The sequence below is a fragment of the Psychroserpens luteolus genome, from assembly GCF_021032705.1.
Taxonomy (GTDB): Bacteria; Bacteroidota; Bacteroidia; order Flavobacteriales; family Flavobacteriaceae; genus Psychroserpens; species Psychroserpens luteolus.
In genome coordinates, this window is record NZ_JAHVXI010000002.1 from 95,582 (window position 1) to 119,326 (window position 23,745).

General features: G+C 33.6%; 28 protein-coding genes and 2 tRNA genes. 15 read left to right on the forward strand and 15 right to left on the reverse strand.

The annotated features are described in order from the left end of the window. Positions 1-2 precede the first annotated feature (2 nt). The 6 genes from KWG70_RS06090 to KWG70_RS06115 are packed head-to-tail and all read right to left on the reverse strand — an operon-like array spanning position 3 to position 4,543. Positions 3-650 (reverse strand): hypothetical protein, encoded by a 648-nt coding sequence (locus tag KWG70_RS06090; RefSeq protein WP_230935106.1) that lies wholly within the window; start codon positions 648-650, stop codon positions 3-5. 11 nt (positions 651-661) lie between these two features. Further along, positions 662-2,023, reverse strand: coding sequence for a methylmalonyl-CoA mutase subunit beta (locus KWG70_RS06095; protein WP_230935107.1), 1,362 nt, complete (start codon positions 2,021-2,023; stop codon positions 662-664). Beyond that, positions 2,016-2,321: an FtsB family cell division protein gene (locus KWG70_RS06100; RefSeq protein WP_230935108.1), complete on the reverse strand. Its 306-nt coding sequence runs from the start codon at positions 2,319-2,321 to the stop codon at positions 2,016-2,018. Before KWG70_RS06100 ends, KWG70_RS06095 begins: the two co-directional genes overlap by 8 nt. Beyond that, positions 2,321-2,929: a uridine kinase gene (gene udk, locus KWG70_RS06105; protein ID WP_230935109.1), complete on the reverse strand. Its 609-nt coding sequence runs from the start codon at positions 2,927-2,929 to the stop codon at positions 2,321-2,323. Before udk ends, KWG70_RS06100 begins: the two co-directional genes overlap by 1 nt. Positions 2,930-2,980: 51 nt before the next feature. Next, positions 2,981-3,439 carry a c-type cytochrome gene (locus tag KWG70_RS06110; protein WP_230935110.1) on the reverse strand — a complete coding sequence of 153 codons (459 nt, stop codon included), beginning with the start codon at positions 3,437-3,439 and terminating at the stop codon, positions 2,981-2,983. Then, positions 3,440-4,543, reverse strand: coding sequence for a PQQ-dependent sugar dehydrogenase (locus KWG70_RS06115; RefSeq protein ID WP_230935111.1), 1,104 nt, complete (start codon positions 4,541-4,543; stop codon positions 3,440-3,442). Positions 4,544-4,670: 127 nt separating this feature from the next. Between KWG70_RS06115 and KWG70_RS06120 the strand changes: the two genes are divergently transcribed. The 4 genes from KWG70_RS06120 to KWG70_RS06135 all read left to right on the forward strand — a co-directional run bounded on the left by KWG70_RS06120 (position 4,671) and on the right by KWG70_RS06135 (position 5,827). Next, positions 4,671-4,745 (forward strand) — tRNA-Pro (locus tag KWG70_RS06120). A gap of 9 nt (positions 4,746-4,754) precedes the next feature. Further along, a tRNA-Arg gene (locus KWG70_RS06125) sits at positions 4,755-4,828 on the forward strand. Between the two features lie 54 nt (positions 4,829-4,882). After that, the gene (locus KWG70_RS06130; RefSeq protein ID WP_230935112.1) at positions 4,883-5,134 is read left to right on the forward strand and encodes a GIY-YIG nuclease family protein; all 252 of its coding nucleotides are present in this window, start codon (positions 4,883-4,885) and stop codon (positions 5,132-5,134) included. Between the two features lie 270 nt (positions 5,135-5,404). Beyond that, entirely contained in the window at positions 5,405-5,827 is a 423-nt protein-coding gene (locus KWG70_RS06135; RefSeq protein ID WP_230935113.1) for a hypothetical protein, read from the forward strand. Here KWG70_RS06135 and KWG70_RS06140 read toward each other — a convergent pair. From KWG70_RS06140 to KWG70_RS06160, 5 genes are read right to left on the reverse strand one after another with little or no spacing between them, the layout of a single operon-like run. Further along, complete coding sequence (locus tag KWG70_RS06140; protein ID WP_230935114.1) at positions 5,824-7,005, reverse strand: THUMP-like domain-containing protein; 1,182 nt, start codon at positions 7,003-7,005, stop codon at positions 5,824-5,826. The two genes, KWG70_RS06135 and KWG70_RS06140, sit on opposite strands and share 4 nt — an antisense overlap. A 7-nt stretch (positions 7,006-7,012) precedes the next feature. Continuing rightward, on the reverse strand, positions 7,013-8,101 hold the full coding sequence (locus KWG70_RS06145) for an AI-2E family transporter (RefSeq protein WP_230935115.1): 1,089 nt from the start codon (positions 8,099-8,101) through the stop codon (positions 7,013-7,015). A 34-nt stretch (positions 8,102-8,135) separates the two neighbouring features. Beyond that, the gene (locus tag KWG70_RS06150) at positions 8,136-8,636 is read right to left on the reverse strand and encodes a TrmH family RNA methyltransferase (RefSeq protein ID WP_230935116.1); all 501 of its coding nucleotides are present in this window, start codon (positions 8,634-8,636) and stop codon (positions 8,136-8,138) included. A 17-nt stretch (positions 8,637-8,653) separates the two neighbouring features. Next, complete coding sequence (locus tag KWG70_RS06155; RefSeq protein WP_230935117.1) at positions 8,654-8,848, reverse strand: hypothetical protein; 195 nt, start codon at positions 8,846-8,848, stop codon at positions 8,654-8,656. Between the two features lie 6 nt (positions 8,849-8,854). Beyond that, positions 8,855-9,526, reverse strand: coding sequence for a DUF4159 domain-containing protein (locus KWG70_RS06160; RefSeq protein WP_230935118.1), 672 nt, complete (start codon positions 9,524-9,526; stop codon positions 8,855-8,857). A 25-nt stretch (positions 9,527-9,551) separates the two neighbouring features. Between KWG70_RS06160 and KWG70_RS06165 the strand changes: the two genes are divergently transcribed. Next, positions 9,552-10,280, forward strand: a complete 729-nt coding sequence (locus tag KWG70_RS06165) for a DUF1223 domain-containing protein (protein ID WP_230935119.1) — start codon at positions 9,552-9,554, stop codon at positions 10,278-10,280. Here KWG70_RS06165 and KWG70_RS06170 read toward each other — a convergent pair. The 4 genes from KWG70_RS06170 to KWG70_RS06185 all read right to left on the reverse strand — a co-directional run bounded on the left by KWG70_RS06170 (position 10,275) and on the right by KWG70_RS06185 (position 14,900). Next, positions 10,275-10,982: a 16S rRNA (uracil(1498)-N(3))-methyltransferase gene (locus KWG70_RS06170; protein WP_230935120.1), complete on the reverse strand. Its 708-nt coding sequence runs from the start codon at positions 10,980-10,982 to the stop codon at positions 10,275-10,277. The genes KWG70_RS06165 and KWG70_RS06170 overlap by 6 nt on opposite strands. Then, positions 10,982-11,620, reverse strand: a complete 639-nt coding sequence (locus tag KWG70_RS06175) for a peptidylprolyl isomerase (protein WP_230935121.1) — start codon at positions 11,618-11,620, stop codon at positions 10,982-10,984. The genes KWG70_RS06170 and KWG70_RS06175 overlap by 1 nt, the downstream gene beginning before the upstream one ends. 110 nt (positions 11,621-11,730) lie before the next feature. Beyond that, positions 11,731-12,111: a Rid family detoxifying hydrolase gene (locus KWG70_RS06180; protein WP_230935122.1), complete on the reverse strand. Its 381-nt coding sequence runs from the start codon at positions 12,109-12,111 to the stop codon at positions 11,731-11,733. A 17-nt stretch (positions 12,112-12,128) separates the two neighbouring features. Then, positions 12,129-14,900, reverse strand: a complete 2,772-nt coding sequence (locus KWG70_RS06185; RefSeq protein WP_230935123.1) for a putative LPS assembly protein LptD — start codon at positions 14,898-14,900, stop codon at positions 12,129-12,131. Between the two features lie 123 nt (positions 14,901-15,023). Here KWG70_RS06185 and KWG70_RS06190 point away from each other — a divergent pair, with 123 nt between their 5' ends. From KWG70_RS06190 to serB, 10 genes are all read left to right on the forward strand, one after another. Further along, positions 15,024-16,142 carry an N-acetylmuramoyl-L-alanine amidase family protein gene (locus KWG70_RS06190; RefSeq protein WP_230935124.1) on the forward strand — a complete coding sequence of 373 codons (1,119 nt, stop codon included), beginning with the start codon at positions 15,024-15,026 and terminating at the stop codon, positions 16,140-16,142. Between the two features lie 71 nt (positions 16,143-16,213). Beyond that, positions 16,214-17,155, forward strand: a complete 942-nt coding sequence (locus tag KWG70_RS06195) for an MlaD family protein (protein WP_230935125.1) — start codon at positions 16,214-16,216, stop codon at positions 17,153-17,155. Positions 17,156-17,162: 7 nt separating this feature from the next. Continuing rightward, positions 17,163-18,470: a 4Fe-4S dicluster domain-containing protein gene (locus tag KWG70_RS06200; RefSeq protein ID WP_230935126.1), complete on the forward strand. Its 1,308-nt coding sequence runs from the start codon at positions 17,163-17,165 to the stop codon at positions 18,468-18,470. A gap of 2 nt (positions 18,471-18,472) precedes the next feature. Then, positions 18,473-18,811, forward strand: a complete 339-nt coding sequence (locus KWG70_RS06205) for a hypothetical protein (protein WP_230935127.1) — start codon at positions 18,473-18,475, stop codon at positions 18,809-18,811. A gap of 82 nt (positions 18,812-18,893) precedes the next feature. Beyond that, positions 18,894-19,685: a (Fe-S)-binding protein gene (locus KWG70_RS06210; RefSeq protein WP_230935128.1), complete on the forward strand. Its 792-nt coding sequence runs from the start codon at positions 18,894-18,896 to the stop codon at positions 19,683-19,685. A 3-nt stretch (positions 19,686-19,688) separates the two neighbouring features. Beyond that, positions 19,689-19,886 (forward strand): hypothetical protein, encoded by a 198-nt coding sequence (locus KWG70_RS06215; RefSeq protein ID WP_230935129.1) that lies wholly within the window; start codon positions 19,689-19,691, stop codon positions 19,884-19,886. Positions 19,887-19,893: 7 nt separating this feature from the next. Beyond that, complete coding sequence (locus KWG70_RS06220) at positions 19,894-20,412, forward strand: PH domain-containing protein (protein ID WP_230935130.1); 519 nt, start codon at positions 19,894-19,896, stop codon at positions 20,410-20,412. Then, the gene (locus KWG70_RS06225; protein WP_230935131.1) at positions 20,387-21,898 is read left to right on the forward strand and encodes a PH domain-containing protein; all 1,512 of its coding nucleotides are present in this window, start codon (positions 20,387-20,389) and stop codon (positions 21,896-21,898) included. Before KWG70_RS06220 ends, KWG70_RS06225 begins: the two co-directional genes overlap by 26 nt. Before the next feature lie 33 nt (positions 21,899-21,931). After that, entirely contained in the window at positions 21,932-22,417 is a 486-nt protein-coding gene (locus tag KWG70_RS06230) for an ABC transporter ATPase (RefSeq protein ID WP_230935132.1), read from the forward strand. 17 nt (positions 22,418-22,434) lie between these two features. Continuing rightward, positions 22,435-23,658: a phosphoserine phosphatase SerB gene (gene serB / locus KWG70_RS06235; RefSeq protein ID WP_230935133.1), complete on the forward strand. Its 1,224-nt coding sequence runs from the start codon at positions 22,435-22,437 to the stop codon at positions 23,656-23,658. The last annotated feature ends 87 nt before the right edge of the window (positions 23,659-23,745 follow it).

Below are 23,745 nucleotides of genomic sequence, written 5' to 3' on the forward strand. Positions count from 1 at the left end.
AACTAGTGATTATGACCATCGTGAGAAGAATGTTCTTGTGCATTACTCTCTACTTTTTGAGGCGCTTTACTAAAATCAATGTCATATATTTTTCCGTAGAAAAACTCTAAAGCGATATATGTTGCTAAATATTTATCATCCTTCATTCCAAACGTCTTACGCTTCAATTCTTCACCTACCATACGTAAGCTCATACTGTTGGTTTGAAGTAAAGCACTAAATGTTTTTTGTAAAGGTTCATCTTTTATGTTATCTCCAACACATGCAATAAAGGGATGATCATAATTGACTCTGCTACCAAAAGCATCTACTGCTGGTCGCCATAAACTTTCTTGTTGTTTTAAGGCTTCTAATACTTTCTTGGAGTGTTCAGATGTCATTTTATGATAGTCAACTTTATTATTAGATGCTTGACTCACAAACATACTATAGGCACGAGAGTAGACAGGGCTGCCAGGTGTGTAAAAGTTGACCAAATCATTTTCAAAAGAATAAAAAGCTTCTCTTAATAAATCGGTATCCACATTGTCACAATCTATTATGTTTTCAACGCTTGGGTATTTGTATTCAAAGTCTACTTTTTTTGATGTTTCTTCTTTACAGTTGAACAGGCAAAAGCATATTGCCAATAGTGTTAATCTTAACTTCATGTTTTTGATTTTTATTCGGTTTTAAGTCGTTCTTGTTCTATGGTTTCCGCGAGACGTTTCTCAATAATTGGTTCGATCAACGTTTTCACAGGGTTGGTTTTTACAAATGGATATAACTCTAAGTCGTTTTTCATTGTATCATGCGGATTTGGATGTTTATTAGTTCCTAATAACACATGATCTCCAGCATCAAATAGGTTTTGCTCTTTAGAGGCACTTTCTTTAATTTTCTTTTGAATAGTGCCTTCTTTGAGCTGGTTTAGGAATCCGCCATTTGCCTCAATATCTTTGAACAACGCCAAAGCCTTGTCACTTAATTGAGTAGTTAAACTTTCAATATAATAAGTACCATCAGCAGGATTATCGACCTTGTCAAAATAGCTTTCATGCTTTAAAACCAATAATTGATTACGTGAGATACGATCGCCAAATTCATTGTTTTTGTGATAAATTGCATCATATGGTAAATTGGTAATAATATTTGCGCCACCTATAACAGCACTCATGCATTCAGTTGTCGTGCGTAGCATATTAGTATTGTAATCATAAATAGTCTTATTCCGCTTTGTAGGTGTTGCTTTAATCACACAGTCTTGATTTATAGTATACTCTTGCGCTAAGGCACTATATAATGTACGCAATGCTCTCAATTTTGCAATTTCAAAAAAATAATTTGTACCAACAGATACATTAAAAATTACTTTTAACGATTGCTTTTGAGTTGTATTTAATTTGTTGTCAAAATGATTAAAATACTCATTTATATGAGCCATTGCATAAGCTAATTGTTGAGTCATATTAGCGCCAGCATTTTGGTAGAGGTCAACATTAATGCTAATTGTATTTGTTTGTTTTACTACCGTTTCAAAATGGTTGTGATCTTCTTTCAGGTTATGATACCAATTTCCCGTTTTCGCAAGATGACCAATAATGTCAACTTGAATATCACTATATTCTACTGAAGGTATTTTCGCTATAAATTCTGAGGATAAAAATTGAGGTGTAATCGTTATTGGAGTAGAAGAAGAATCAATATCTTTTAAAAGGTTAGGAATAGACGTGTCTTCGGAAGGAATGACAAATTCAATAGCTTCTGCGCCTCTTGAAATAGCATCAACCGCTTTAGTGTTTGATTTTTCAGTATGTGCAACAAAAATAGACTGCCCAATCTTAAATTCGCTGGCTTTAGCATCAGACAGCAAAGGCAACTTATCGAATTCATCTGCGTGATAAAAGGGTTTAACATCTATACCTTCGTTGGTGTGCCAAATTAAAGTCTCGTTATAATCTGCTCCTTTTAAATCGGCTTGAATTTTTTGTTTCCACTGTTTTGAAGAAACTTCAGAAAAATTACTAAATAATGTTTTACTCATCGTTCTTCTCGAGTTTTAGGCTGTCTTCATATTCAATGATGTAGATATCTTCATTTTCTTTCTTCATATAGTATTTTTCACGAGCTAGTTTTTCTACACCTTCCTCTGTACTTAACTCTTTAATGGCTTTATTGTCTTTTTCTATTCCACTTTTATAATATTCCTTTTCATCATTTAAATCATTCATGTCTTTATTTAGTTCTCTATGAATGATTAAAGAATTAGAATCAATAAACAACATCCATATCGCAAAAACGATAAAGACAACGGCATATATATTTTTAAGATATTTTAGCATTAATTTAATTTTTCGTTGATAATAGTTTTCACTATATCAACTGCAACTGTATTGTATTTGTTGTTTGGTATGATAATATCTGCATATTCTTTCATTGGTTCTATAAACTGTTGATGCATAGGTTTAAGTGTTGTTTGATATCTACTAAGCACTTCATCGATATCTCGACCTCGTTCTGAAATATCACGTTTTAATCGTCGTATTAGGCGCTCATCACTATCGGCATGCACAAAAATCTTAATGTCAAACATATCACGTAATTCGGGATTTGTAAGAATTAAAATGCCTTCTACAATCATTACTTTACGCGGATTAGTTTTAATAACATCTCCTGTTCTGTTATGCTTTACAAAAGAATATACAGGCTGGTCTATAGCTTGTCCCTCTCTCAATTGTTTTAAATGTACTTCCAATAATTCGAAATCTATAGAACGCGGGTGATCAAAATTAATTTTCACACGTTCCTCATAACTCAAATGAGATGTGTCTTTATAATAAGAGTCTTGAGAAATAACACCAACTTCTCCTTCAGGTAATTCGTTAAGTATTTGATTTACAACAGTTGTTTTTCCACATCCTGTTCCTCCTGCAATTCCTATAATGAGCATAAATAATAACTGATTTTTTTGTTGGACAAATTTAACAATTATGATAGAAAATCATTGCTCAATTTCTGAAACTTCTTTTTCAGTTATCAACTCGTCATTTGTATTTCCCCAACTGTTAGTAATATAATTCATAACATCGGCTATTTCATTGTCTTCAAGTCCTAAGGGAGTCATAACACCATTGTATTTTACGCCATTCACAGTAATCTCTCCTGATTGTCCATACTTAATAGATTTGATGCTCTCTATGCGATTATTCATTAAATAATCTGATTTAGCAAGAGGAGGGAAGGTGTTGATCACGCCCTTGCCATTTGGTAAATGACAACTAACGCAAAAATTGGTATATACATCCTTTCCGCGTTTCATACTTGCTACAAGTTCAGGGTTTTGCTTTTCCTTAACTTCTTTTACGCTTTTTTTCTTTGTGACTTCTTCTTTTTTTTCTGAAGAATTGCATGCAACAAAAGCAAGTAGAAGCATTAATGTGATTGCCGAGATTCTTTTCATTTATTCTTTTTTAAGTTTTACAATTCCTAAGTTTTCTATTCCTACATATATATAACCATCTGGTCCTTGATTAATTGAACGAACTCTACCTAAACCATCTAAAAGGCGCTCTTCTTTAATAACTTTACCATCTTTGATATAGCAATTATCTAAATACTGAAACTTTAATGAGCCTACCAATAGATTCCCTTTCCAGCCCTTATATTTATCACTTGAGATAAACTCCATACCGCTTGGAGCAATAGATGGTGTCCAATAATGTAAAGGCTGTTCCATGCCTTTTCGTTCTGTTTCTTTCGTAATTCTTGTGCCTGAATAATTAACACCATAGGTAATTACTGGCCAACCATAGTTTTTACCTGCATGCACAATATTTATTTCATCACCACCTTTAGGTCCATGTTCATGTGTCCAGATTTCTCTTGTTTCTGGATGAATCACCATACCTTGCGGATTTCGGTGTCCGTAAGAATAAATAGCAGTTTTCGCATTTTGATGGTTAATAAAAGGATTGTCATCTGGTATAGAGCCATCATCATGCAAGCGATATACTTTACCTCCATCACGAGTAATATCCTGTGGGTTTACATCTCTATTACCACGCTCACCTATGGTAAAATATATATAACCACTATCATCAAAAACAATTCTGGATCCAAAATGCTGACCTCTAGTCGTATTAGGAGATGCTTTGTAGAGAACCTCTTTGTTTATTAAAGCATTGTCTTTAAGTTGCGCACGCATAAGTGCAGTGTTACCACCTCTATCAGTACCTTCGGAAGAAGCATATGTAATATAAATCCAACCATTGCTTTCATATTTAGGATGTAATTTAATGTCTAATAAACCGCCTTGACCTCGATTATAAACTTGAGGTACATTTTTGATAGTTGTTTTCTTTCCATTTTTGAAATGAATAATTTGACCAGCTTTTTCATTAATTAACATTGAACCATCTGGTAAAAAAGTGAATCCCCAAGGGTTATTTAGTTCAGAAACAACAAGTTCATAAGAATGTTCAGTATTGACAGGGTTTTTGTCTTGAGCACAAGCATAAAGACTTAGAAAACTAATAAAGAATAGAGATTGTCTTACAAATTTCATTAAATTAAATTTTATGCTTAAATTTAATAATAAAAGTTATCAATTTTTAAAGAAAAGATATATATTTGCACCTCGAATTTTTGGAGAAATTATTAATTTAAAGCTTCAAAAAGTTGATAACCGTTTTCGGGGTGTAGCGTAGCCCGGTTATCGCGCCGCGTTTGGGACGCGGAGGTCGCAGGTTCGAATCCTGCCACCCCGACTTTTATTAGGGCTCTTAGCTCAGCTGGATAGAGCACCTCCCTTCTAAGGAGGCGGTCGAAGGTTCGAATCCTTCAGGGCTCACAGAATCCCTTTCATTAGTTTGGAAGGGATTTCTTGTTTTACATTGTTATTGTTATGTGTTGTTGCACCTACATTTTATATTCAAAATTAATTGATCGTTATTATATCGGCTACACTTGTGATGTCATGTCAGAGCGATTGAGAAAGCATAACACAAACCATAATGGTTTTACAGGAAGAACGAATGACTGGAAAATTGTTTACTTAGAAAATTATAGCAGTAGGAGCGAGGCATATGCTCGTGAAAGAGCTATTAAAAGTAAAAAATCAAGAACTTATATAGAAAATCTCATTGCAAATAGATAGAGTATTCCGCTAAAGCGGAACGGTCGAAGGTACTCCCGATTCATCGGGAACAGAATCCCTTTCATTAATTTGGAAGGGATTTCTTGTTTTATAGATTTATATAATGTCTTTTTTATGTGCAATTATAGCTTAATTTGGTATGTCGTTCGTCGATATTTCATCTCTAAAAACGCACTTAGTCGATTATTTTTATCATTTAAACGATAAAATAGTTTGGTTTTGTGGATTTTAAAATTACCTTTGTCTTATATTTCATTAAACCCCAAATCGATGAAAAACCTACTTAAAAATGCAATTGCATGTGCAATTGTTATGACCACATGCTTTAATTGTTCTGTAGAATCAATTGAAAGTGACCAGTTTGATAACTCTATTCTAGAGAATCAAAATACTCAAGATCCTTGTTCAGATCAAGATCCTCAAGCGAGGATAACTAACAACGGTACAGTCTCTATTACTTTACAAATTGCTAATATAGATGGAACTTTATTGCATACAGTTTCTAATCTAGCTCCAGGTGATGCTTCTGGATATTTAACTTTCTCTGCAGACGATATTATTTTTAATGTATCAAAAAACACTACTGGAATTAGTGATGAAAAAGTTGTGTATACTATGGATCAGTGCATGAGCTTTGATATGGAAGTTGATGTGGATAATTATCTTACAAGTAGCACACCGCAAAACCTTTAGTATATTTTTGAGCAAACAATTACAATTTTTTCGTTCAGATAATTCGTAGTAAAAAACAGATAGGTGTTACCACCATCTTTGATGCGATATTTTTTACGGAGTTGTTGTACTGTTTCTGGGAAATTTCTAGTAGTAATATTTGCCTGCGAGATTTTTAACGATTTTAGTCTTTTTTTGCTGTAATCGATTACGCTTTCAACTTTAAAGGAACGTCCAGGAAATTGAATCAAATCATTACTGGTATACAAATGGGAATGCTGATGAAGCTTTGAAACTTTTAGACGTTCTGCTAAACTGTTAAAACCTCCAGATTTTAAAATTGACGAATTAGGCTCAAAAAGATACTTTAATGGTAGTTCATAAGCAATATTGGCTTGTGATTCGTTATTTAGTTTAAACGAAAAGGTATCTTTATGTCCTTCTATTATATTTACGGTTTTGATAGTTATTGGACTATTAAAACCGTTTTCTAGTATCCATATTAACTCTTTTACTTCATTTTTTACTGCCACAACATGAATATCTCTGACATGTTTAAGCTCATTTATCCCTACTGAAATATCTAATAAAGGAGATGTCTTAATCGCAATAGCATTGCTATATCCAAATAGTGTGTCTAAATGCTCAGGAACATTTGGTAAGCAATCCTTCAGAAAAAACACTTTGCCTTTACTGTCATGTCTGCGTGACGGATCAACATATATCCAATCATAATCAAATGAGTTAGCTTTCAAATACTCCAAGCCATCTAATGCCACTGTAGTTATATTCGTAACGCCTAATTGCCTATAGTTATGCGCAACAATACTCGACAATGACTCATCTATCTCACAGTGCACAACGTTCTTAAACCGCTTCGAAAAGTAATAACAATCCACACCAAATCCGCCAGTAATGTCTATAATTGATTGTCCAGAAAACAACTGTGACTTATGCAGTGCAGTAATTTCTGAAGATGTTTGTTCGATATTGAGTTTGTTGGGGAAATAAATTCCTTTCTTAGAAAACCAAGTGGGTAGTTTTTTTTTGCACTTCACCTTGGCTTGAATTTGCTCAATAATTTCAAGAGTGGTAACCTGTTCAAAATCAGTACCCTTTAAAAGAATCTTAGTTGTTTCGGTTGTTAGATTTTTGGTGATAAAATCTTGAATTTCAGTATTTAAAATTTCAATATTCAACTGTTAATTATAAACCTTGAGTTAATTTTTTTACCATTTTATTATCTGATAAAAACTCTTTTAAAATAACCTTAATGGCTGTGTATGATGGTACTGCCACAATCATGCCTACAACACCAAAAAGTAAACCAGCAATAATGATAATCAAGAATATTTCTAGAGGGTGTGATTTTACACTTTTTGAAAAAATATAAGGCTGACTGAAGAAATTATCTACTAGTTGAGCAATCGCAATAATAATCATTGTGTAAATAATCTTTGGTAAAATGATATCATTAAAACTGTCACCTAAGTTATTGGTCATTACTAAAAACAACATTAAAATGGCTCCAATTAAAGGGCCCAGATATGGAATTAAGTTGATGAGAGCGCACAAAAACGCAATGACTACAGCATTCTTAACACCTATAATTAATAGTCCAATAGTATAAATTACAAACAGTATTAAAATTTGAAAAAAGAGTCCAACAAAATAACGCGACAATAAATCTGAGATTTTTGTAAATGAACGCTTAGTTTTTGATTCCTTTTGATTGGGCACAAATGTTAAAATGCCTTTTTGAAATAAGTTACTATCCTTCAAAAAGAAAAATGCAATAAATAAAACAGACATCAAACCAATGCTAAAACTTCCTAAGCCAGAGACAATACTGTTTAAAAAATTTGGAATGACGCTATAATCTAAATTGGATAACACCTTGGATTCTTTTATAGCTTGTTCGGCGTCAATGTGATTGAGTTCTAAATATGCAATTCCAGATCTATAGAGTTCTTCTATGTTTTCTTGTAAAGCAGTAATATCAAGTAAGGACAAGTTTTGTCCTTGCTCAACTAGAAGCGGAATTAAAAGTCCGATAATACCCACAAAAATCCCAACAAGAAAAAGCATAGTTACAATAACAGCAATTGTATTTCTAAACTTTAATCGTCGTCTTAAAAAAATAACGATTGGTCTTCCTATAAGTGAAATAACGGCTGCAATGAGAATGTATACGATTACTGATTGAATTTTGTACAGGAAGTAAAGTACAAGCGCAACAGCCACTATGATGCCAACTGCTCTTAGGATGCCATTTGCAATAGTTCTAGAATTCATTTGATTGATTTTACTTTATAAATATATAAAGACTTTATTTAAGTTGCCTTGTAATTTCATACAAAGTGATGCTAGTTGCTTGTACAACATTCATACTGCTATTTTGACCATACATATCTATGTGAATTGTCGCATCACAAGTATTCAAAATAGCGTCCGAAACGCCAAAGTTTTCATCTCCTATAACCAATGCAATAGGCGTATCTTTCGGAAATATATAATCTACCAAAGCTTTGCTGTTTGTAGTAATCTCAAGCGCAACGATAAAATAGCCATCACTTTTTAATACTGAAACTACATCTGAAGCATTTGTTTCTATCTCATATTTAACCGATTTCTCAGTCGCTCTGGACGTTTTCATCATTTTTCGACCTAATGGGATATGTTCACCACAAAAAATTATCTGCTCAATACCGAAGGCATCTGCTGTTCTAAATAAGCTACCAATATTTGGTGCATTTGTAACCTGCTCGCAAACTAGAGTAATGGGAAATGTGCGTTTTACAAAATGAGTAGAGTTGTGGTCGAGTTGCATTTGTGCTTTTAATAAATCTAATTTAGGTTAGAATCCTTTATCTCTTTGAAATTGACAGGAGTAATTAGATCGTCATAATTTATGCATCCAGTAAATCCATATGTGTTTGAAACTCCGACGGTATATGTATGATTATTAATTTCAGCTAAAGGTATTCTTAAAAGAACTATAATTAGTAATGCTGCAAACCCTTTAAATATGATACTTTTCATGATTGATTAGTTTTCAAAAGCATATTTTACAATGTTGGCACCCATTTTAAGTGCTTTTTCTCTAACATCTTCGGGATCGTTGTGTACTTCGGGATCTTCCCATCCATCACCAAGATCACTTTCAAATGTAAACAGTAATACTAGTCTGCTTTTATGAAAAAGTCCTAAAGCTTGTGGTCGTTTGCCATCATGCTCATGGATTTTTGGTAAGCCTTCAGGGAATTTATAGACAATATTAAATATCTCATGATCTTTTGGTAATTCGATAAGTTCCTGATTTGGAAACACCTTTTTAAGTTCTTTTTTGATATAAGGTTCCATACCGTAATTATCATCAATATGAAGAAAACCTCCAGAAACCAAATACTTATTCAAATTTTCAGCATCTTCATCTGTAAAGAATATATTGCCATGACCAGTCATATGTAATAGTGGGAACTGAAAAATATCAACACTTCCAACCTCAACAACTTGCGGCTTTTCATTCATCTGTGTTTTGATATTATCATTACAGAATTCGATTAAATTTGGTAATGCTGTAGGGTTGCTATACCAATCTCCTCCACCTTTATACTTAACTATGGCTAAATCTTGTGCAATAGCTGTAAAAGCTGTTAAACTTATCACAAGTGTCAATAGCACTGTAAGATTTCTTAAATGTTGCGAACTAAACTTCATATCTCAAAAATAAAAAATAAGCGCTATGAAACATATCCTTTTAACGTTATTTATGATACCATTGCTTTTTTCTACAGAAAAGGTAGAAACTTATCCACCTATAACTGTATTAGAATTATTTACATCTCAAGGCTGTTCTAGTTGTCCGCCAGCAGATAAACTCTTAACAGCAATTCAAGATAGAGATGATAAGAATAGCGTGATTGCCTTGTCATACCATGTCGATTATTGGAATTATATAGGTTGGAAAGATCCGTTTAGTAAAGCATCTTTTAGTGATAAACAGCGTTCGTATAGCCGGAAATTTAATAGTAGCACTATTTATACGCCTCAAGTCGTGGTGAACGGCAAGGAGCATTTTGTTGGTTCTAATGAAGTTGTGATGAAAAACAAATTAAAGGGCTATGCTTCAATTGCGTCAAAAAACAAAATAGATGTTACATCTGTAGTTAACTCACAAGGCAATATAAGTTTTGAGTATAGCATTGGTGGAAGTATTAAAAATAAGGTATTACGTGTGGCTTTGGTTATTGAAGAACGCATTACAAAAATTGCTCGTGGCGAAAACAGAAATAGAACACTTAAAAATTCAAATATCGTCATATTGGAGGACAAATTAAATTTAAAAAGAGCAACCGGAACTCATCAATTAACCATTCCAAAACTTGTGAATAAAAACGACAATTTAAAACTTGTTTTTATCATGCAAAATACTGATTTAGATATTCTTGGAGCAAGTCAGGTCAACTTATAGTTCATTATAAAATGCAACCGAATGACAAGCAACTATAGCTGCTGTTTCTGTACGTAGCCTTGTAGAGCCAAGTGTAACAGGGGTGAATTTGTTTTGAAAAGCAAGCTCAATTTCATTTGCGCTAAAATCACCTTCAGGACCAATTAAAATAGTTACATGTTCATTAGTTTTTAGCACATGTTTCAAAGCTGTTCTATCTGTATCCTCGCAATGCGCAATAAACCGTTGTCCTTCAAAATCTTTAACGATAAACTCTTTAAACGAAATAGCATCATGAAGTTTTGGTGCATAGCAACTTAAAGATTGCTTCATTGCAGACTGTATTATTTTTTCAAAACGCTCTGGTTTTATAACACGACGTTCACTATTATCACAAAAAACAGGAGTGATGCTGTCTATACCAATTTCAGTAGCTTTTTCTAAAAACCACTCGTAACGATCGTTCATTTTGGTAGGCGCAACAGCAAGATGTAGCGTGTATTTCTTTTTTGGTTGCAACTCACAAGATCGAATCAGGGCAATACAATTCTTAATATCGGAAAGACTAATTTCTGCAGTAAACAAATAGCCTTTGCCATTGGTAATATGTAATGTGTCGCCTACAGATTTGCGCAATACTTTTACAATATGTCTACTTTCTTCCTTAGAAAAACGTATTTCAGAATCGTCATGAGATAAATCTTGATTGTAAAAGAGCTGCATTATTTTCTTGGTTCGGTAACTTTTAAGACTTTTACTTCATCGATAAGCTGTTGCTCTTGCGTCATAACAACAACATAATAGGCCTTAATCTCTGGAATATCAATGGTGAATATATCGTCTGCTACATAATTCCCATTAACGATTGGCTTTTCAAATTCCGGATGTAGATCCCCTTCCTTAAACCAGCCCATGTCACCACCGCGTTTAGCAGTTTCATCCATAGAATATTGTGACGCTAAGTCAGTAAACATATAACCTTCACGATATTTAGCCATCACTTTTTTTCGTATCGCGTTAATCTCATCAATAGATTTTTTGTTTCCGTCTAAAAACACCACGCTTACTTTGTAATAGGGTATTTTATACTTCTCAATCACTTTATAGTATGTTTTTTGAGGCGCATCTGAGAACGATTTTTTAGCGCCAACGCGCATTCCAAATATGGCTTCGGCCATACGTGTATGGTGCTTCACTTTATTAAAAACAATCACTTTTCCTTTAGCTTTCTTATTCTTCTCAAAAAATATCGTGACATCATCTAATGTTTGAACAGAATCTAAAGATTTTTCGAAATTATCTTGAGCAAAGACAATTGAAACCGATAGGAAAATTAAAGTAGATAGTAAAAATTTAAACATAGTTATAGGATGTATTATTTAATGCTTCAAATTTAAAAGGATGAAGACATTGTTAAACACTTTCGTATTGAAGTTTTTAAGAAATGATTGTTTATAACTCTTAAAACAGTTTATCTGACTGCGATCATGCTAATTTCAACATTAACAAACTTAGGCAAATTAGCCACTTCTACAGTTTCACGAGCAGGTGCAGTATTGGCATCAAAATATTTGGCGTAGACTTCATTGATTTGAGAAAAATTATGCATGTCACTTATAAATATTGAAGTTTTTATGACATTGTCAAAAGTCATTTCTGCTGCATCTAACACTGCTTTTAAATTTTGCATCACTTGTTCTGTTTCTGCAGAGATAGAATCTAAAACCAATTCACCAGTAGTCACATCAATAGCGATTTGACCTGAAGTATATAAGGTGTTCCCTGTTAAAACAGCTTGATTATAAGGCCCAATTGGCGCTGGAGCATTTGGTGTATTTATTATAGTTTTCATAATACGTTGGTTTTATGTTATAATTGTTGATCTCGTTGTCTACGTTTATCGTATTTAAGATCTTTAAGCAGATTCGATCGTATACCTATAAAGAAATTCCATGAGTTGTATTGTCCGAATGGAACCCAAGTGAAGTTCATTCGCCAACTTAATAGATCACGCTCAAAGCGTAATTGTGTTTGAGTAAACCCTTTGTTTACAAAATCATAACCTGAGGATGCGCCAACTGCCCAACGTGGAGATAGTTCGATATCACCTGAGAACATCAGAGAGTTGTTTGAAATCCTATTTTGCCTAGCCGAATTGGTATAATTAACAGCGTAAGCCAAGCGGAGACTCCAAGGGATCTTATAATTGTAAAATTCTGAAGGTTCCTTCTTTTTGTCTGAACGATCTACATCTGTTAAGCGCTGATCGGCAAAATCTTGAGGTTTACCAAATAAATCATCTGCTCGTCCACCACTACGCAAAGATTCTTGAATAGCACGATCATCTTCACTGCTACCTTCATCTTCAAATTGTTTGCTAGAAAGCGAGTAGCTAATGTTAAGGTTGGCTGATGTTAAACGGAATAAGCTCCCACCATTATCAATATTGAATTTATCAATTTTTCGATTGTTATTATCCAAAGCATATGGATCTAATACCATTCCAAAGTTAATATTCATCTTATCCTTTAAGATGGTTGTTCCACCAGAAACTCTTAATGGACTCCATTGCAACGAATCTCCTGCAAAATTATAAGATGTAGAAAAATTAAGATTATTAAGCAACTTGATCTTTTTAGGTTCTGTTGCTGTGCTATCACGATCTCTTACTTTAGCTTCAAAGTTATTACCTATCGAAATTCCCATAGAACTAGAAAAGGTTCTGTTAGGCACACCAAATAAAGCACCTTCAAATCTTGTGAATTGTTCTCTTTGTACTTCTCCAGCTGTAGTGCCATCGGCATCTACAATCTCGAAAGTGTCATAATACTCGTCAAAAGCCGGATTGATATTATAACTAATCGAAGGGCGAATGACATGTCTAACCTGTTGAATTTTTGATGTACTGCCTTCTTTCCCAAACATTCCATATAAAGTAGTTCCGATACTCGCGCTAAAATTATAGGTTAGAAAACGATCAAACTGCTTGAGATCTTCAGTTACAATCTCGTCATTCTCTTGGTCATAGAATCGATTAATCGTATTAAGTGTCCAGTTTTCTTCAAAATTAGCATTTGCACTCATGCTGAAATACTTAAACACTTTAAAGTTGGTCGATACAGGTATAGAATGTACAGCGCCTACACGTGCATCATCGAACATTTCAGATTTAAAGAATAATGAATCTGTTGTTTGTATTCTGTTTTCGCCTCGCACATTATATTGCAAATTTATATTTTGGATAATTCCCTTTTTTGTGCCTGCTTTTGGTGCAAAAGGAAACACACGACCAACACTAGCCTGAATTGTTGGCAAAGTCATATTAATTTGCTCTGTGTTGGTGTTTTGAGAATGTGTTGCAGTAACGTTCATGTTCACTTGAGGCTCTCCTGAAAACGTTTTTGAATATGAAATCGATGATGCTAAAGTGTTATTTTGAGTGTTTGATAAATTAAGCTGATTAATGGATTGTCTGTAATACTGACTACTACCTAGGTTTACCGATGCCGAAAAACGCGAGTTGGGATTTGCTTTTGCATCTTGATTGTGAGACCATCTGATGTTATAAATGGTAGATTTTGCAAAATCTGGAAACCCACGTTCACTATTGATTAGGTTTTCAAATCTAAAACTTAGAGTTCCTCTAAATTTATAACGCAAGGCGTAATTGCTTTCTAAACGCAAACCATAACTACCATTAGTATAATAATCTCCCAAAACAGCTAGATCTAGATAATCACTTATAGCAAAATAGTAACCACCATTTTGCAAAAAATAACCTCTGTCATTACCAAGGTCTTGACCAGGAGTTGGCATGATGACACCAGACGTTTGTTTTTTTGTCATTGGGAAATACGCAAAAGGCAATCCAATTGGAGTAGGGACATCATAGATAAATAAATTGGTCACACCAGTGACTACTTTTACACCAGGAACAACTTTTGCAGTTCGCATCAAGAAATAGTATTCTGGATCGTCTAAATTTTCTGAGGTCGTAAATTTTCCATTTTTTATAAAGAGTATTGAATCATTCTCCCTTTTCGTTTTTTCGGCCATGATGACGCCTTCGCCATATTCAGTCTTAGAATTAAATATAATGGCCTTTTTCGTGACTGTATGAAATATAATAGAATCGGGCTCTACAACACTTTGACCTTGTGTGAACACAGGCGCTTGGGTATATACACCAGCAGAATCTTTTAATCGTCCTGCATAAACCAAATTTTTTCCATGATCAATGACAATAATACCAGCTTTGATATTCATGTCTGTGTAGTTTACTTCGGCTTCGTTATAAAGGGTGGTTCTATTTTCTCTTTGATTAAGTCTTACGTAGTCTTTGGCTTTATAATTTACGATGCCAGTAAGGACTTCTTTTTTCTTTGGAACCGAATCATTTTTTACGCTATCCTGTTCCTTAATATTAAGTGGTTTTGGCAATAAAGTATCTACAGAAACCGTAACTGTGTCTTTTTCAGTTTTTGGTTTTATAGGGTCCTTCGTATTTGGCAACTCTTGTGCAAAGCAAAACATGTTAATAAACATGGTAAAACTTAGGGTAAAAAGTATGTGTAAGCTTTTTGTACGCAATGCTTTTAAATGTATTTTTGCTAAAGTATGGCTCGGTTTTTGAATTGCCAAAATTACATATATTTTTTATGATTAATTTATAATTCAATTAATTTATCAAAAGTATTCAAAGCTTATCAAACCTAGGTATTTGAAGACTTAAAATAAACCGAGTTGATTAAACGTTAAACACGTATGAAAACGATAACACATTATATATTCGTATTGGTAGCCTTTTTATTTACCAGTATTTTAACATCTGCTCATGCATTACAGAAAGATCCAGATAAATTTGTGGTCGTTTTAGATGCAGGTCACGGCGGTCATGATTCTGGAAACTTGGGTAGTGGTTACAAGGAAAAGGATATCGCCTTAAAGATTATTCTTCAAATAGGTAAAGCTTTAGAAAAGAATGATGACATTAAAGTTATCTATACAAGAAAGAAGGATGTTTTCGTGACCTTGAGAGGTCGCGCAAAGATAGCCAATGATGCAGATGCCGATTTATTTGTATCAGTGCATTGTAATGCGCATAATTCTTCTGCCAATGGAACCGAAACATTTGTTTTAGGACTCCATGCGAATCAGCGTAATTTTGAAATTGCAAAAAAGGAGAATGAAGTAATTTTCTTAGAAGCAGATTATGAACAGCACTATGAAGGATTTGATCCTAATTCGCCAGAATCGTTTATCACCTTAAGTCTTTTACAAGAAGACTATTTAGATCAAAGTATTAGATTGGCTAGATATATCGAAGACAATTTCAAATCGCAACAAAAACGTAAGAGTAGAGGTGTAAAGCAAGCTGGGTTTTGGGTATTGCACAATACGTATATGCCAAGTGTTTTAGTAGAGACAGGGTTTTTAACTTATAAAAAAGAAGGATCGTATTTGAACTCTAAGAACGGACAGTCAAAAATGTCTAAGTCTATTACAGATGCTATTTTGGATTATAAAAAGCAACTAGATCTTAATGTAGGCGAAAATATATATCAAGACACTGGCACAACGATTACAGAGGTAGAGCCGCAAATTATCGACAATGTGGTGTTTAAAGTTCAAATTGCAGCAAGCTCTAAAGAATTAGCACCAAAGTCTTACAATTTTAAAGGATTGCCAGAAATCTCTAGAGAGAAAGTAGGTAATATTTACAAGTATTTTTATGGATATACTTCAGATTATAGTAAGATAAAGCAATTTCAATCTGAAGCCAAAGCAAAAGGATATGACGACTGTTTTGTTGTCGCTTACCAAGATGGAAATAAAATAGATGTTACCGAAGCATTAAAATCTGCATCTAATCCGAAGGATTAAAATCTGCATCTAATTAGAAACATTCTTTATATATTTATCACTAATTTTGTTTTAACCCAAAATTGTAAACTTTGAAAATTTCAAGAGAAGTAAAAACAGCTGTACTCGTGCTTTCGGGTATTATATTATTGATATTTTTATTCAATTATCTTAAAGGTGAAAATCTTTTTGAATCTCCTAACACCTATTATACAGAGTTTGACTATAATGCATTAAGTACATCATCTCCAGTGACTGTGAGAGGTAATACTGTAGGTAAAATTAAAAAAATCTCTTATGATTTTGATACAGGTAAAACCAGAGTTGCATTTACAGTAGACGATAAATTAACATTCTCTAAGCAAAGTAAAATTAGATTGTATCAAACCGGAATTATGGGAGGTAATGCACTAGCGGTTATTATCAGCCAGGAAGGAGAAGTTGCTAAACCTGGAGATTTCCTTCAATCTGAAATTAAAGAAGGCTTGGTTCAAAATCTAACAGATAATTTTGAAGGTGTAAGCGGAAGCCTTGGTTCTACGTTGAAATCGGCAGATACACTACTAGTAAGCCTAAATAATCTTGTTGAAGACGAATCTGAGGATGGTATCAAAAATGCTATAAAAGAACTTAATGCTACCATGAAATCGTTTAAATCGGTAGCTTATTCTATAAGTGTCTTAGTCGATAAAAATGATGATAAGATCGCTGCTGTATTGACAAATTTTGATTCTATAACTAAAAGTTTGTCTGTTATTACGTCCGACTTAAAAAACGTCAAGTTTTCAGAAACTGTTGCCAAATTGGATGAGACTTTATCTTCGGTTAATACGCTAATGACAAGTATTCAAAATGGAGATGGCACCATAGGCAAGTTATTAAAAGATGAAGGCTTGTATGATAATCTCGAGGCAGCATCTAAAGAAATGGAAGAACTCTTAAGAGATATTAAATTGCATCCTGCACGTTACAGACGTATTCTGTCGAAAAAAGAAATACCATACACACCGCCTAGCGAAGACCAAAAAAACTAACCATAATATGGACTACTTACCACAAATATTATTTGCTATAGCACTTGTCGCTGGCATAGGATATTTTGCAAGAAATGTTAAAAAACTGATGCGAAACATAAAACTTGGTCGCGATGTTGATGTTAGTGATAATAAGTCACAGCGCTGGAAGAACATGACCATGATCGCCCTTGGACAAAGTAAAATGGTAAAACGCCCAATTGCAGGATTACTTCATGTCATCGTTTATGTTGGTTTTGTAGTAATCAATATTGAAGTTCTAGAAATTATTATTGACGGATTAACAGGTAAACACCGTATATTTTCATCTGCTGGAGCTATTTATGGATTCCTTATTGGGACTTTTGAGATTCTGGCTGTATTGGTTTTTGTATCTGTTATTGTATTCTGGCTACGCCGAAATGTCATCAAACTTAAGCGATTTTTAAGTTCTGAAATGAAAGGTTGGCCTAAGAGCGATGGTAATATGATTCTTTATTTTGAAATGGTATTAATGACCTTATTTTTGGTTATGAATGCCACCGATTTGAAATTTCAAGCGATGGATTCTGGAAATATTATCAGTCAGCACATAACACCTTGGTTTAGCAATTTTTCAGGACACAGCATTCATCTTATCGAAAGAACTGCTTGGTGGCTGCATATACTAGGAATTCTTATATTTTTAAATTACTTATACTTTTCTAAGCATTTGCATATTCTTTTAGCATTCCCAAATACCTACTACGGAAAATTAACACCAAAAGGACAATTTGAGAATAATGAAGCTGTGACTAAAGAAGTAAAAATGATGATGGATCCAAATGTTGATCCATTTGCGGCACCACCTGAAGACGCAGAAGCTGCTGTTCCTGCTAAATTTGGAGCAAGTGATGTTAAGGATCTCAGCTGGGTTAATTTACTTAATGCTTATACGTGTACAGAATGCGGACGTTGTACTAGTGAGTGCCCTGCCAACCAAACAGGTAAGAAATTATCACCTCGTAAAATTATGATGGATACGCGTGATCGTCTTGAGGAAGTAGGGAAAAACATAGATGCAAACAAAGGAGAATTTAAAGATGATGGTAAGCAATTACTCGGTGATTATATTACCAACGAAGAGCTTTGGGCGTGTACCAGTTGTAATGCTTGTGTTGAAGCTTGTCCAGTAAGTATCGACCCCTTGAACATCATTATGCAAATGCGTCAATATCTAGTAATGGAGCAAAGTGCTGCGCCAATGGAACTCAACAATATGATGACCAATATAGAGAATAACGGAGCGCCTTGGCCATACAATCAAATGGATCGTTTAAACTGGAAAGATGAATAAACATGAGTGTTTTTCTGTGGAAATATAAATACATTCTTACAGCTATACTTTGTTTTTATAGTGCACTACTTAGTGCGCAATCTTATGCTAAAGACTCATTACAAATTAAATCGTATACACTTATTGAATACCGAAATAATGAAGTTAAAGAAATTAAGCTTTTAAAAGTATTGTGTGATTATTGTACAGATTATCAAAAGCAAATTATTGGAGAGGAAGCAAAACGCAGAGCATATCTCGAACGTTTAGATCCGAAAAATAGATTAAAAGAAGGTCAAAAAAAATTGGCCATTTATATAAGAATAGCAAAAAAAGATTTTGCTGAAATTAAAGAACATTAAGTAGAACTGGTTTTACAGATTTAGTAAAAGTGACTATAGGCTTATATAGATAATAGTCATCAGTTTTCAAAAATATAAGTATATGAGCGAATTACTCAAAGTGCCAACAATGGCAGAATTTATGGCAGCTGGAAAACAACCTGAAGTATTATTTTGGGTTGGATGCGCTGGGAGCTTTGACGATAGAGCAAAAAAGATCACAAAGGCATTTGTAAAACTACTCAATAAAGCAAATGTTGAATTTGCAGTTTTAGGAACAGAGGAAAGTTGTACAGGAGATCCTGCTAAACGTTCTGGTAATGAGTTTTTGTTTCAAATGCAGGCCGTGACCAATATTGAGGTGATGAATGCTTATGAAATAAAGAAAATTGTTACTGCATGTCCGCATTGTTTTAATACAATTAAAAATGAATACCCAGAATTAGGTGGTAATTATGAAGTAATGCATCATACCCAGTTTTTAAAATCGCTCCTCGCCGAAGGTCGTTTAACGATAGAAGGCGGACAATATAAAGGGAAGCGCATTACATTTCATGATCCATGTTACTTAGGTCGTGCCAATCAAGTTTATGAAGCGCCACGTGATTTAATACGTAAATTAGATGCGGAGCTTGTAGAAATGAAAAGTTGCAAATCAAGAGGTTTATGTTGTGGAGCAGGAGGTGCGCAGATGTTTAAAGAGCCTGAAAAAGGAAATAAAGACGTGAACATCGAAAGAACTGAGCAAGCTTTAGAAACAAAACCTCAGATTATTGCTGCTGGTTGTCCATTTTGTAATACGATGATGACCGATGGCGTAAAGAATAAAGAAAAAGAAAATGATATTGCTGTTATGGATATCGCAGAACTTATCGCTAATGCTCAAGACCTATAACCTATGGCAGAAATAAATAAAAAACGCGTTGTTGTTGCTGCATTAATTGGCGGACTCGTATTTTGCGGAATTGTAACCGTATTCGATTATCTCTTAGGTAGAGGTTTTGAATGGGGAAGAATGGCTTTCTACTTTCCTTTTGCTGTTGTTATGTATGGCTTCTTAACCTATAGAGCATTGAAGAAGCAGCAGAAAAAATAACTATTCTATGAGCTTTACGAACTCTCAAATATTTAATGATGCGTTACCAAAGCTTGAAGACGTTAAGTTAAAGTCAATTTCCAAACGGTATTTAAAGATTATAATTTTAAATAAACTAGCAATGTGTGCTGCTTTTTCAGGAGTGTTGATTGCTGGCAAACTGTTTATTGAAAGAGAAGCTTTTCAAGACAATTTCTGGTTTATATTTTCAATTGTCATGACGTTTTGCTTTGTCAATTTTGTCATTGCAATTCTGGCATTTAAAAAGCGTAAATATGCTGTTAGAGACCATGATGTTATCTATGCAAGCGGATTGATTGTTAATTCTATCACGACAGTGCCAATTTCAAGAATTCAGCATATTGAAGAATCCCGAAGTTGGTTGGCCAGGCAATTTAATCTTGCTACGCTTAATCTCTATACGGCTGGAGAATCTGGAAGTGATTTAAGTATAAAAGGGCTTCCACATGAAGAGGCAAAGCAGATAAACGACTACATAAGTGTTAGAATCAATGGAAACCAGTGATTTTTCTCAACCAGTTCGTCAATCGGCTAAAGGTATCATCATCATTTTTGGATTTAATACCTTCAAGTTTTTTAAAAAATTCTTTGTTTTATTCTTAGCTCTCGGGCTTTCATTAATGAAGAAGAAGACTTTTGCAAATTTAAGCCCTACCATCATAATTTTAATTATTGTCAGCATCTTAATTGTTCTACTAGTCTTCGCTATTTTGAAGTATTTGAATTTTAGGTTTTATGTTAGTAGAGATGATTTTCATTTGTCTACAGGGATTTTCAATAAGGATAATACCATTATTCCAAAATCAAAAATTCAAAATGTTTATGTGAAACAAAACTTTCTACAGCAACTTATAAATGTAGTATCATTAAATATAGAAACTGCTGGTGATAATAAATCAGAAATTGAAATTAGTGCCTTAGATAAATCAACAGCATTGCTTCTTAAGAAAGAACTCTTCAATAAAAATCAAGTTAGCACTGATAGTGATTCGACTTTGATTGATGAGCAAAACACAGTGTTTTTTAAAGTATCTCCTAAACGATTATTGCTTGAAGGTGTATCTCAAAATCATTTAAAAAGCTTTGCTATTATTGCGTCCTTTGTGTTTGGGTTATATTACGAATTCAAAGATTACGTTAAAGATCTAAAGATAAGGGAGCGTATTGAAGGGGTCATCCAATTGGATGAAGCCACCTTATTTGGTATTTTTTTGACCAATCTGTTTATAGTCGTTCTAGCAATTCTATTTTCATTAGTGTTTTCAGTAATAAAAACATTTATTACTAATTTTAATTTGCAAGTGGTTGAAAATCAAAAAACCATTGAGATAAATAAAGGACTATTTAATAAGGTCTCATTAAGCTTAACGCCAAGTAGGATTCAAAATATAGTTATCAAAACCAATCGTCTTAAGCAATATTTTGGGTTGCATACTATGTCGGTGAAGCAAGCCATGGTGAATGCTAAACAAAAAAAGAATTTTGTGATTATAGCCTTGGAGAAAACTCAAGTAAATCATTTAATAGATAAGCTGTTAGATAATTATACTAGTCATTTAGAAGCATACAAACCAGCATACTATTATAAGCGTATTTTGGCATTTGATATGTTGATAACTGCTGTCATTGCTAATGGTATTGCGCATGTAATCTTTGGAAGTAATGTATGGTGGATAAACCTTATTCTTGCACCTTTAGCCATCTTATATGTGTATTATGGTTTTAAAAAAGCGTATTATAAGATTAATGATGAATTTGTCACTATTGGAGGTGGAGTCATAGATACAACTGTTAATATTCTAGAAATTCATAAGATTCAAGCTGTTAAGTTAAAACAAACTATATTTCAAAAACGAAGACAAATAACATCTGTAATTATCTCAACAGCATCAAAGTCTGTTAAGATCCCTTATATTAAAGAAAGTGAAGCTAAATCTATCTATGATTTCTTATTGTATAAAGTAGAATCACAAGACAAAGATTGGATGTAATATTGTATTTTTGTCCTCAGAAAAAAATAAAAGATGCTAGTTGATTTTAATACTCTTCCTGAAGAATCTCGCGTTTGGATTTACCAAGCGAATCGATCATTTACTGATGATGAGCTTTCAGAAATAAAAGAAAAACTCGATATATTTATTAATAACTGGACTGCTCATGGAAGTGATTTGCAATCTGGCTATACAATTGAATATAAGCGATTTATAGTTATAGCTTTAAATCAGAACTTAAATAGCGCTACAGGTTGTAGTATAGATGCTTCTGTACATTTTATCCAACAATTGGAAAAAGACTATAATGTAGATTTAATGGACAAAATGAATGTGTCTTATAAGCAAGGAGAATATGTGGCTTATAAGTCGCTTTTAGACTTCAAAAAGATGGTAAAAGACAAAGCTGTTTCGAAAAAAACCATCGTTTTTAATAATCTCGTTACTAATATTGCCGAGTTTAAAGAAAATTGGGAAGTTCCTGCTAGTGAGAGTTGGCACAGCAGATTTTTAAATTAACCAGTTGTAGTTGACGTATGGCGAAAGACATCTTTTTATTAAATATTTCAGGACAGGATAAACCAGGATTAACCTCTAGCTTAACTAGTGTTTTATCAAATTATGGAGCTAAAGTGCTTGATATAGGTCAGGCAAACATACATGATACATTATCATTAGGGTTTTTATTTGAAATTGAATCGGGAAATAATTCGGCTTCTGTATTAAAAGATTTGCTTTTTAAAGCTTATGAATTAGGTGTGACTGCTAAATTCACTCCAATTTCATCTGAAGATTATGAAAATTGGGTAAAACTGCAAGGGAAAGACCGATACATCATTACAATTTTAGGTGAACGCTTAACAGCTGAACAAATATCGAAGGTCACTCAGGTTATTTCTGACAGAAACCTCAATATAGATGCTATTAAACGACTTACAGGACGAACGTCTCTTGTAAGAGAGGAGGAATATCCGCGAGCTTCTATAGAATTGTCCATTCGAGGAAAAATTGATTGTAAATTTGAATTTACCGAAAAATTCATGGAGATATCCACAGACATGGATGTTGATATAGCATTTCAAGAAGATAATATCTTTAGACGCAATAGGCGCTTGGTGTGTTTTGATATGGACTCTACACTTATTCAAACTGAAGTCATTGACAAACTAGCAGAACTTGCTGGTGTAGGTGACGAAGTAAAAGCCATCACAGAATCTGCCATGCAAGGTGAAATAGATTTTAATGAGAGTTTCAAAAAACGAATGAAACTTTTAAAAGGGTTAAGCGAAGATGTGCTGCATGATCTTGCAGTTAATCTGCCGATTACCAAAGGCGCCAAACGATTAATAGACACCTTAAGAAGTTATGGATTTAAAACTGCTATCCTCTCAGGAGGCTTTACCTATTTTGGTAACTATTTAAAGGAAGAACTGGGCATGGACTATGTGTATGCTAATCAGCTTGAAATTAAAGATGGTAAGTTAACAGGTGGTTATATTGGAGATATTGTTGATGGCAATAAAAAGGCAGATTACCTTAAAGAAATTGCGAAAAAAGAAGGCATAGATATTGGTCAGACTATTGCTGTTGGAGATGGTGCTAACGATTTACCAATGTTAAATTTAGCAGGATTAGGGATAGCATTTCATGCCAAACCGAAAGTAAAGGATAATGCACAAAACTCCATATCTAGTATTGGTTTAGATGGTGTGCTCTATCTTTTAGGATACCATGATAGACATATAGATTTAATAGATTAAGTATCGTAAATCAATTCTAGTCACTTCTCAAGTAAGTGATGGTGTTTCTATTTGTTCACAACCTTCTTTATAAATCTATCTTAAAGT

Coding starts and splice junctions, on each gene's coding strand:
- serB (WP_230935133.1), top strand. CDS start 22,435: ATGGCGAAAGACATCTTTTTATTAAATATTTCAGGACAGGATAAACCA.
- KWG70_RS06230 (WP_230935132.1), top strand. CDS start 21,932: ATGCTAGTTGATTTTAATACTCTTCCTGAAGAATCTCGCGTTTGGATT.
- KWG70_RS06100 (WP_230935108.1), bottom strand. CDS start 2,321: ATGCTAAAATATCTTAAAAATATATATGCCGTTGTCTTTATCGTTTTT.
- udk (WP_230935109.1), bottom strand. CDS start 2,929: ATGCTCATTATAGGAATTGCAGGAGGAACAGGATGTGGAAAAACAACT.
- KWG70_RS06205 (WP_230935127.1), top strand. CDS start 18,473: ATGAGTGTTTTTCTGTGGAAATATAAATACATTCTTACAGCTATACTT.
- KWG70_RS06110 (WP_230935110.1), bottom strand. CDS start 3,439: ATGAAAAGAATCTCGGCAATCACATTAATGCTTCTACTTGCTTTTGTT.
- KWG70_RS06145 (WP_230935115.1), bottom strand. CDS start 8,101: ATGAATTCTAGAACTATTGCAAATGGCATCCTAAGAGCAGTTGGCATC.
- KWG70_RS06200 (WP_230935126.1), top strand. CDS start 17,163: ATGGACTACTTACCACAAATATTATTTGCTATAGCACTTGTCGCTGGC.
- KWG70_RS06210 (WP_230935128.1), top strand. CDS start 18,894: ATGAGCGAATTACTCAAAGTGCCAACAATGGCAGAATTTATGGCAGCT.
- KWG70_RS06135 (WP_230935113.1), top strand. CDS start 5,405: ATGAAAAACCTACTTAAAAATGCAATTGCATGTGCAATTGTTATGACC.
- KWG70_RS06165 (WP_230935119.1), top strand. CDS start 9,552: ATGAAACATATCCTTTTAACGTTATTTATGATACCATTGCTTTTTTCT.
- KWG70_RS06155 (WP_230935117.1), bottom strand. CDS start 8,848: ATGAAAAGTATCATATTTAAAGGGTTTGCAGCATTACTAATTATAGTT.
- KWG70_RS06215 (WP_230935129.1), top strand. CDS start 19,689: ATGGCAGAAATAAATAAAAAACGCGTTGTTGTTGCTGCATTAATTGGC.
- KWG70_RS06115 (WP_230935111.1), bottom strand. CDS start 4,543: ATGAAATTTGTAAGACAATCTCTATTCTTTATTAGTTTTCTAAGTCTT.
- KWG70_RS06150 (WP_230935116.1), bottom strand. CDS start 8,636: ATGCAACTCGACCACAACTCTACTCATTTTGTAAAACGCACATTTCCC.
- KWG70_RS06090 (WP_230935106.1), bottom strand. CDS start 650: ATGAAGTTAAGATTAACACTATTGGCAATATGCTTTTGCCTGTTCAAC.
- KWG70_RS06220 (WP_230935130.1), top strand. CDS start 19,894: ATGAGCTTTACGAACTCTCAAATATTTAATGATGCGTTACCAAAGCTT.
- KWG70_RS06175 (WP_230935121.1), bottom strand. CDS start 11,620: ATGTTTAAATTTTTACTATCTACTTTAATTTTCCTATCGGTTTCAATT.
- KWG70_RS06160 (WP_230935118.1), bottom strand. CDS start 9,526: ATGAAGTTTAGTTCGCAACATTTAAGAAATCTTACAGTGCTATTGACA.
- KWG70_RS06180 (WP_230935122.1), bottom strand. CDS start 12,111: ATGAAAACTATAATAAATACACCAAATGCTCCAGCGCCAATTGGGCCT.
- KWG70_RS06130 (WP_230935112.1), top strand. CDS start 4,883: ATGTGTTGTTGCACCTACATTTTATATTCAAAATTAATTGATCGTTAT.
- KWG70_RS06095 (WP_230935107.1), bottom strand. CDS start 2,023: ATGAGTAAAACATTATTTAGTAATTTTTCTGAAGTTTCTTCAAAACAG.
- KWG70_RS06190 (WP_230935124.1), top strand. CDS start 15,024: ATGAAAACGATAACACATTATATATTCGTATTGGTAGCCTTTTTATTT.
- KWG70_RS06170 (WP_230935120.1), bottom strand. CDS start 10,982: ATGCAGCTCTTTTACAATCAAGATTTATCTCATGACGATTCTGAAATA.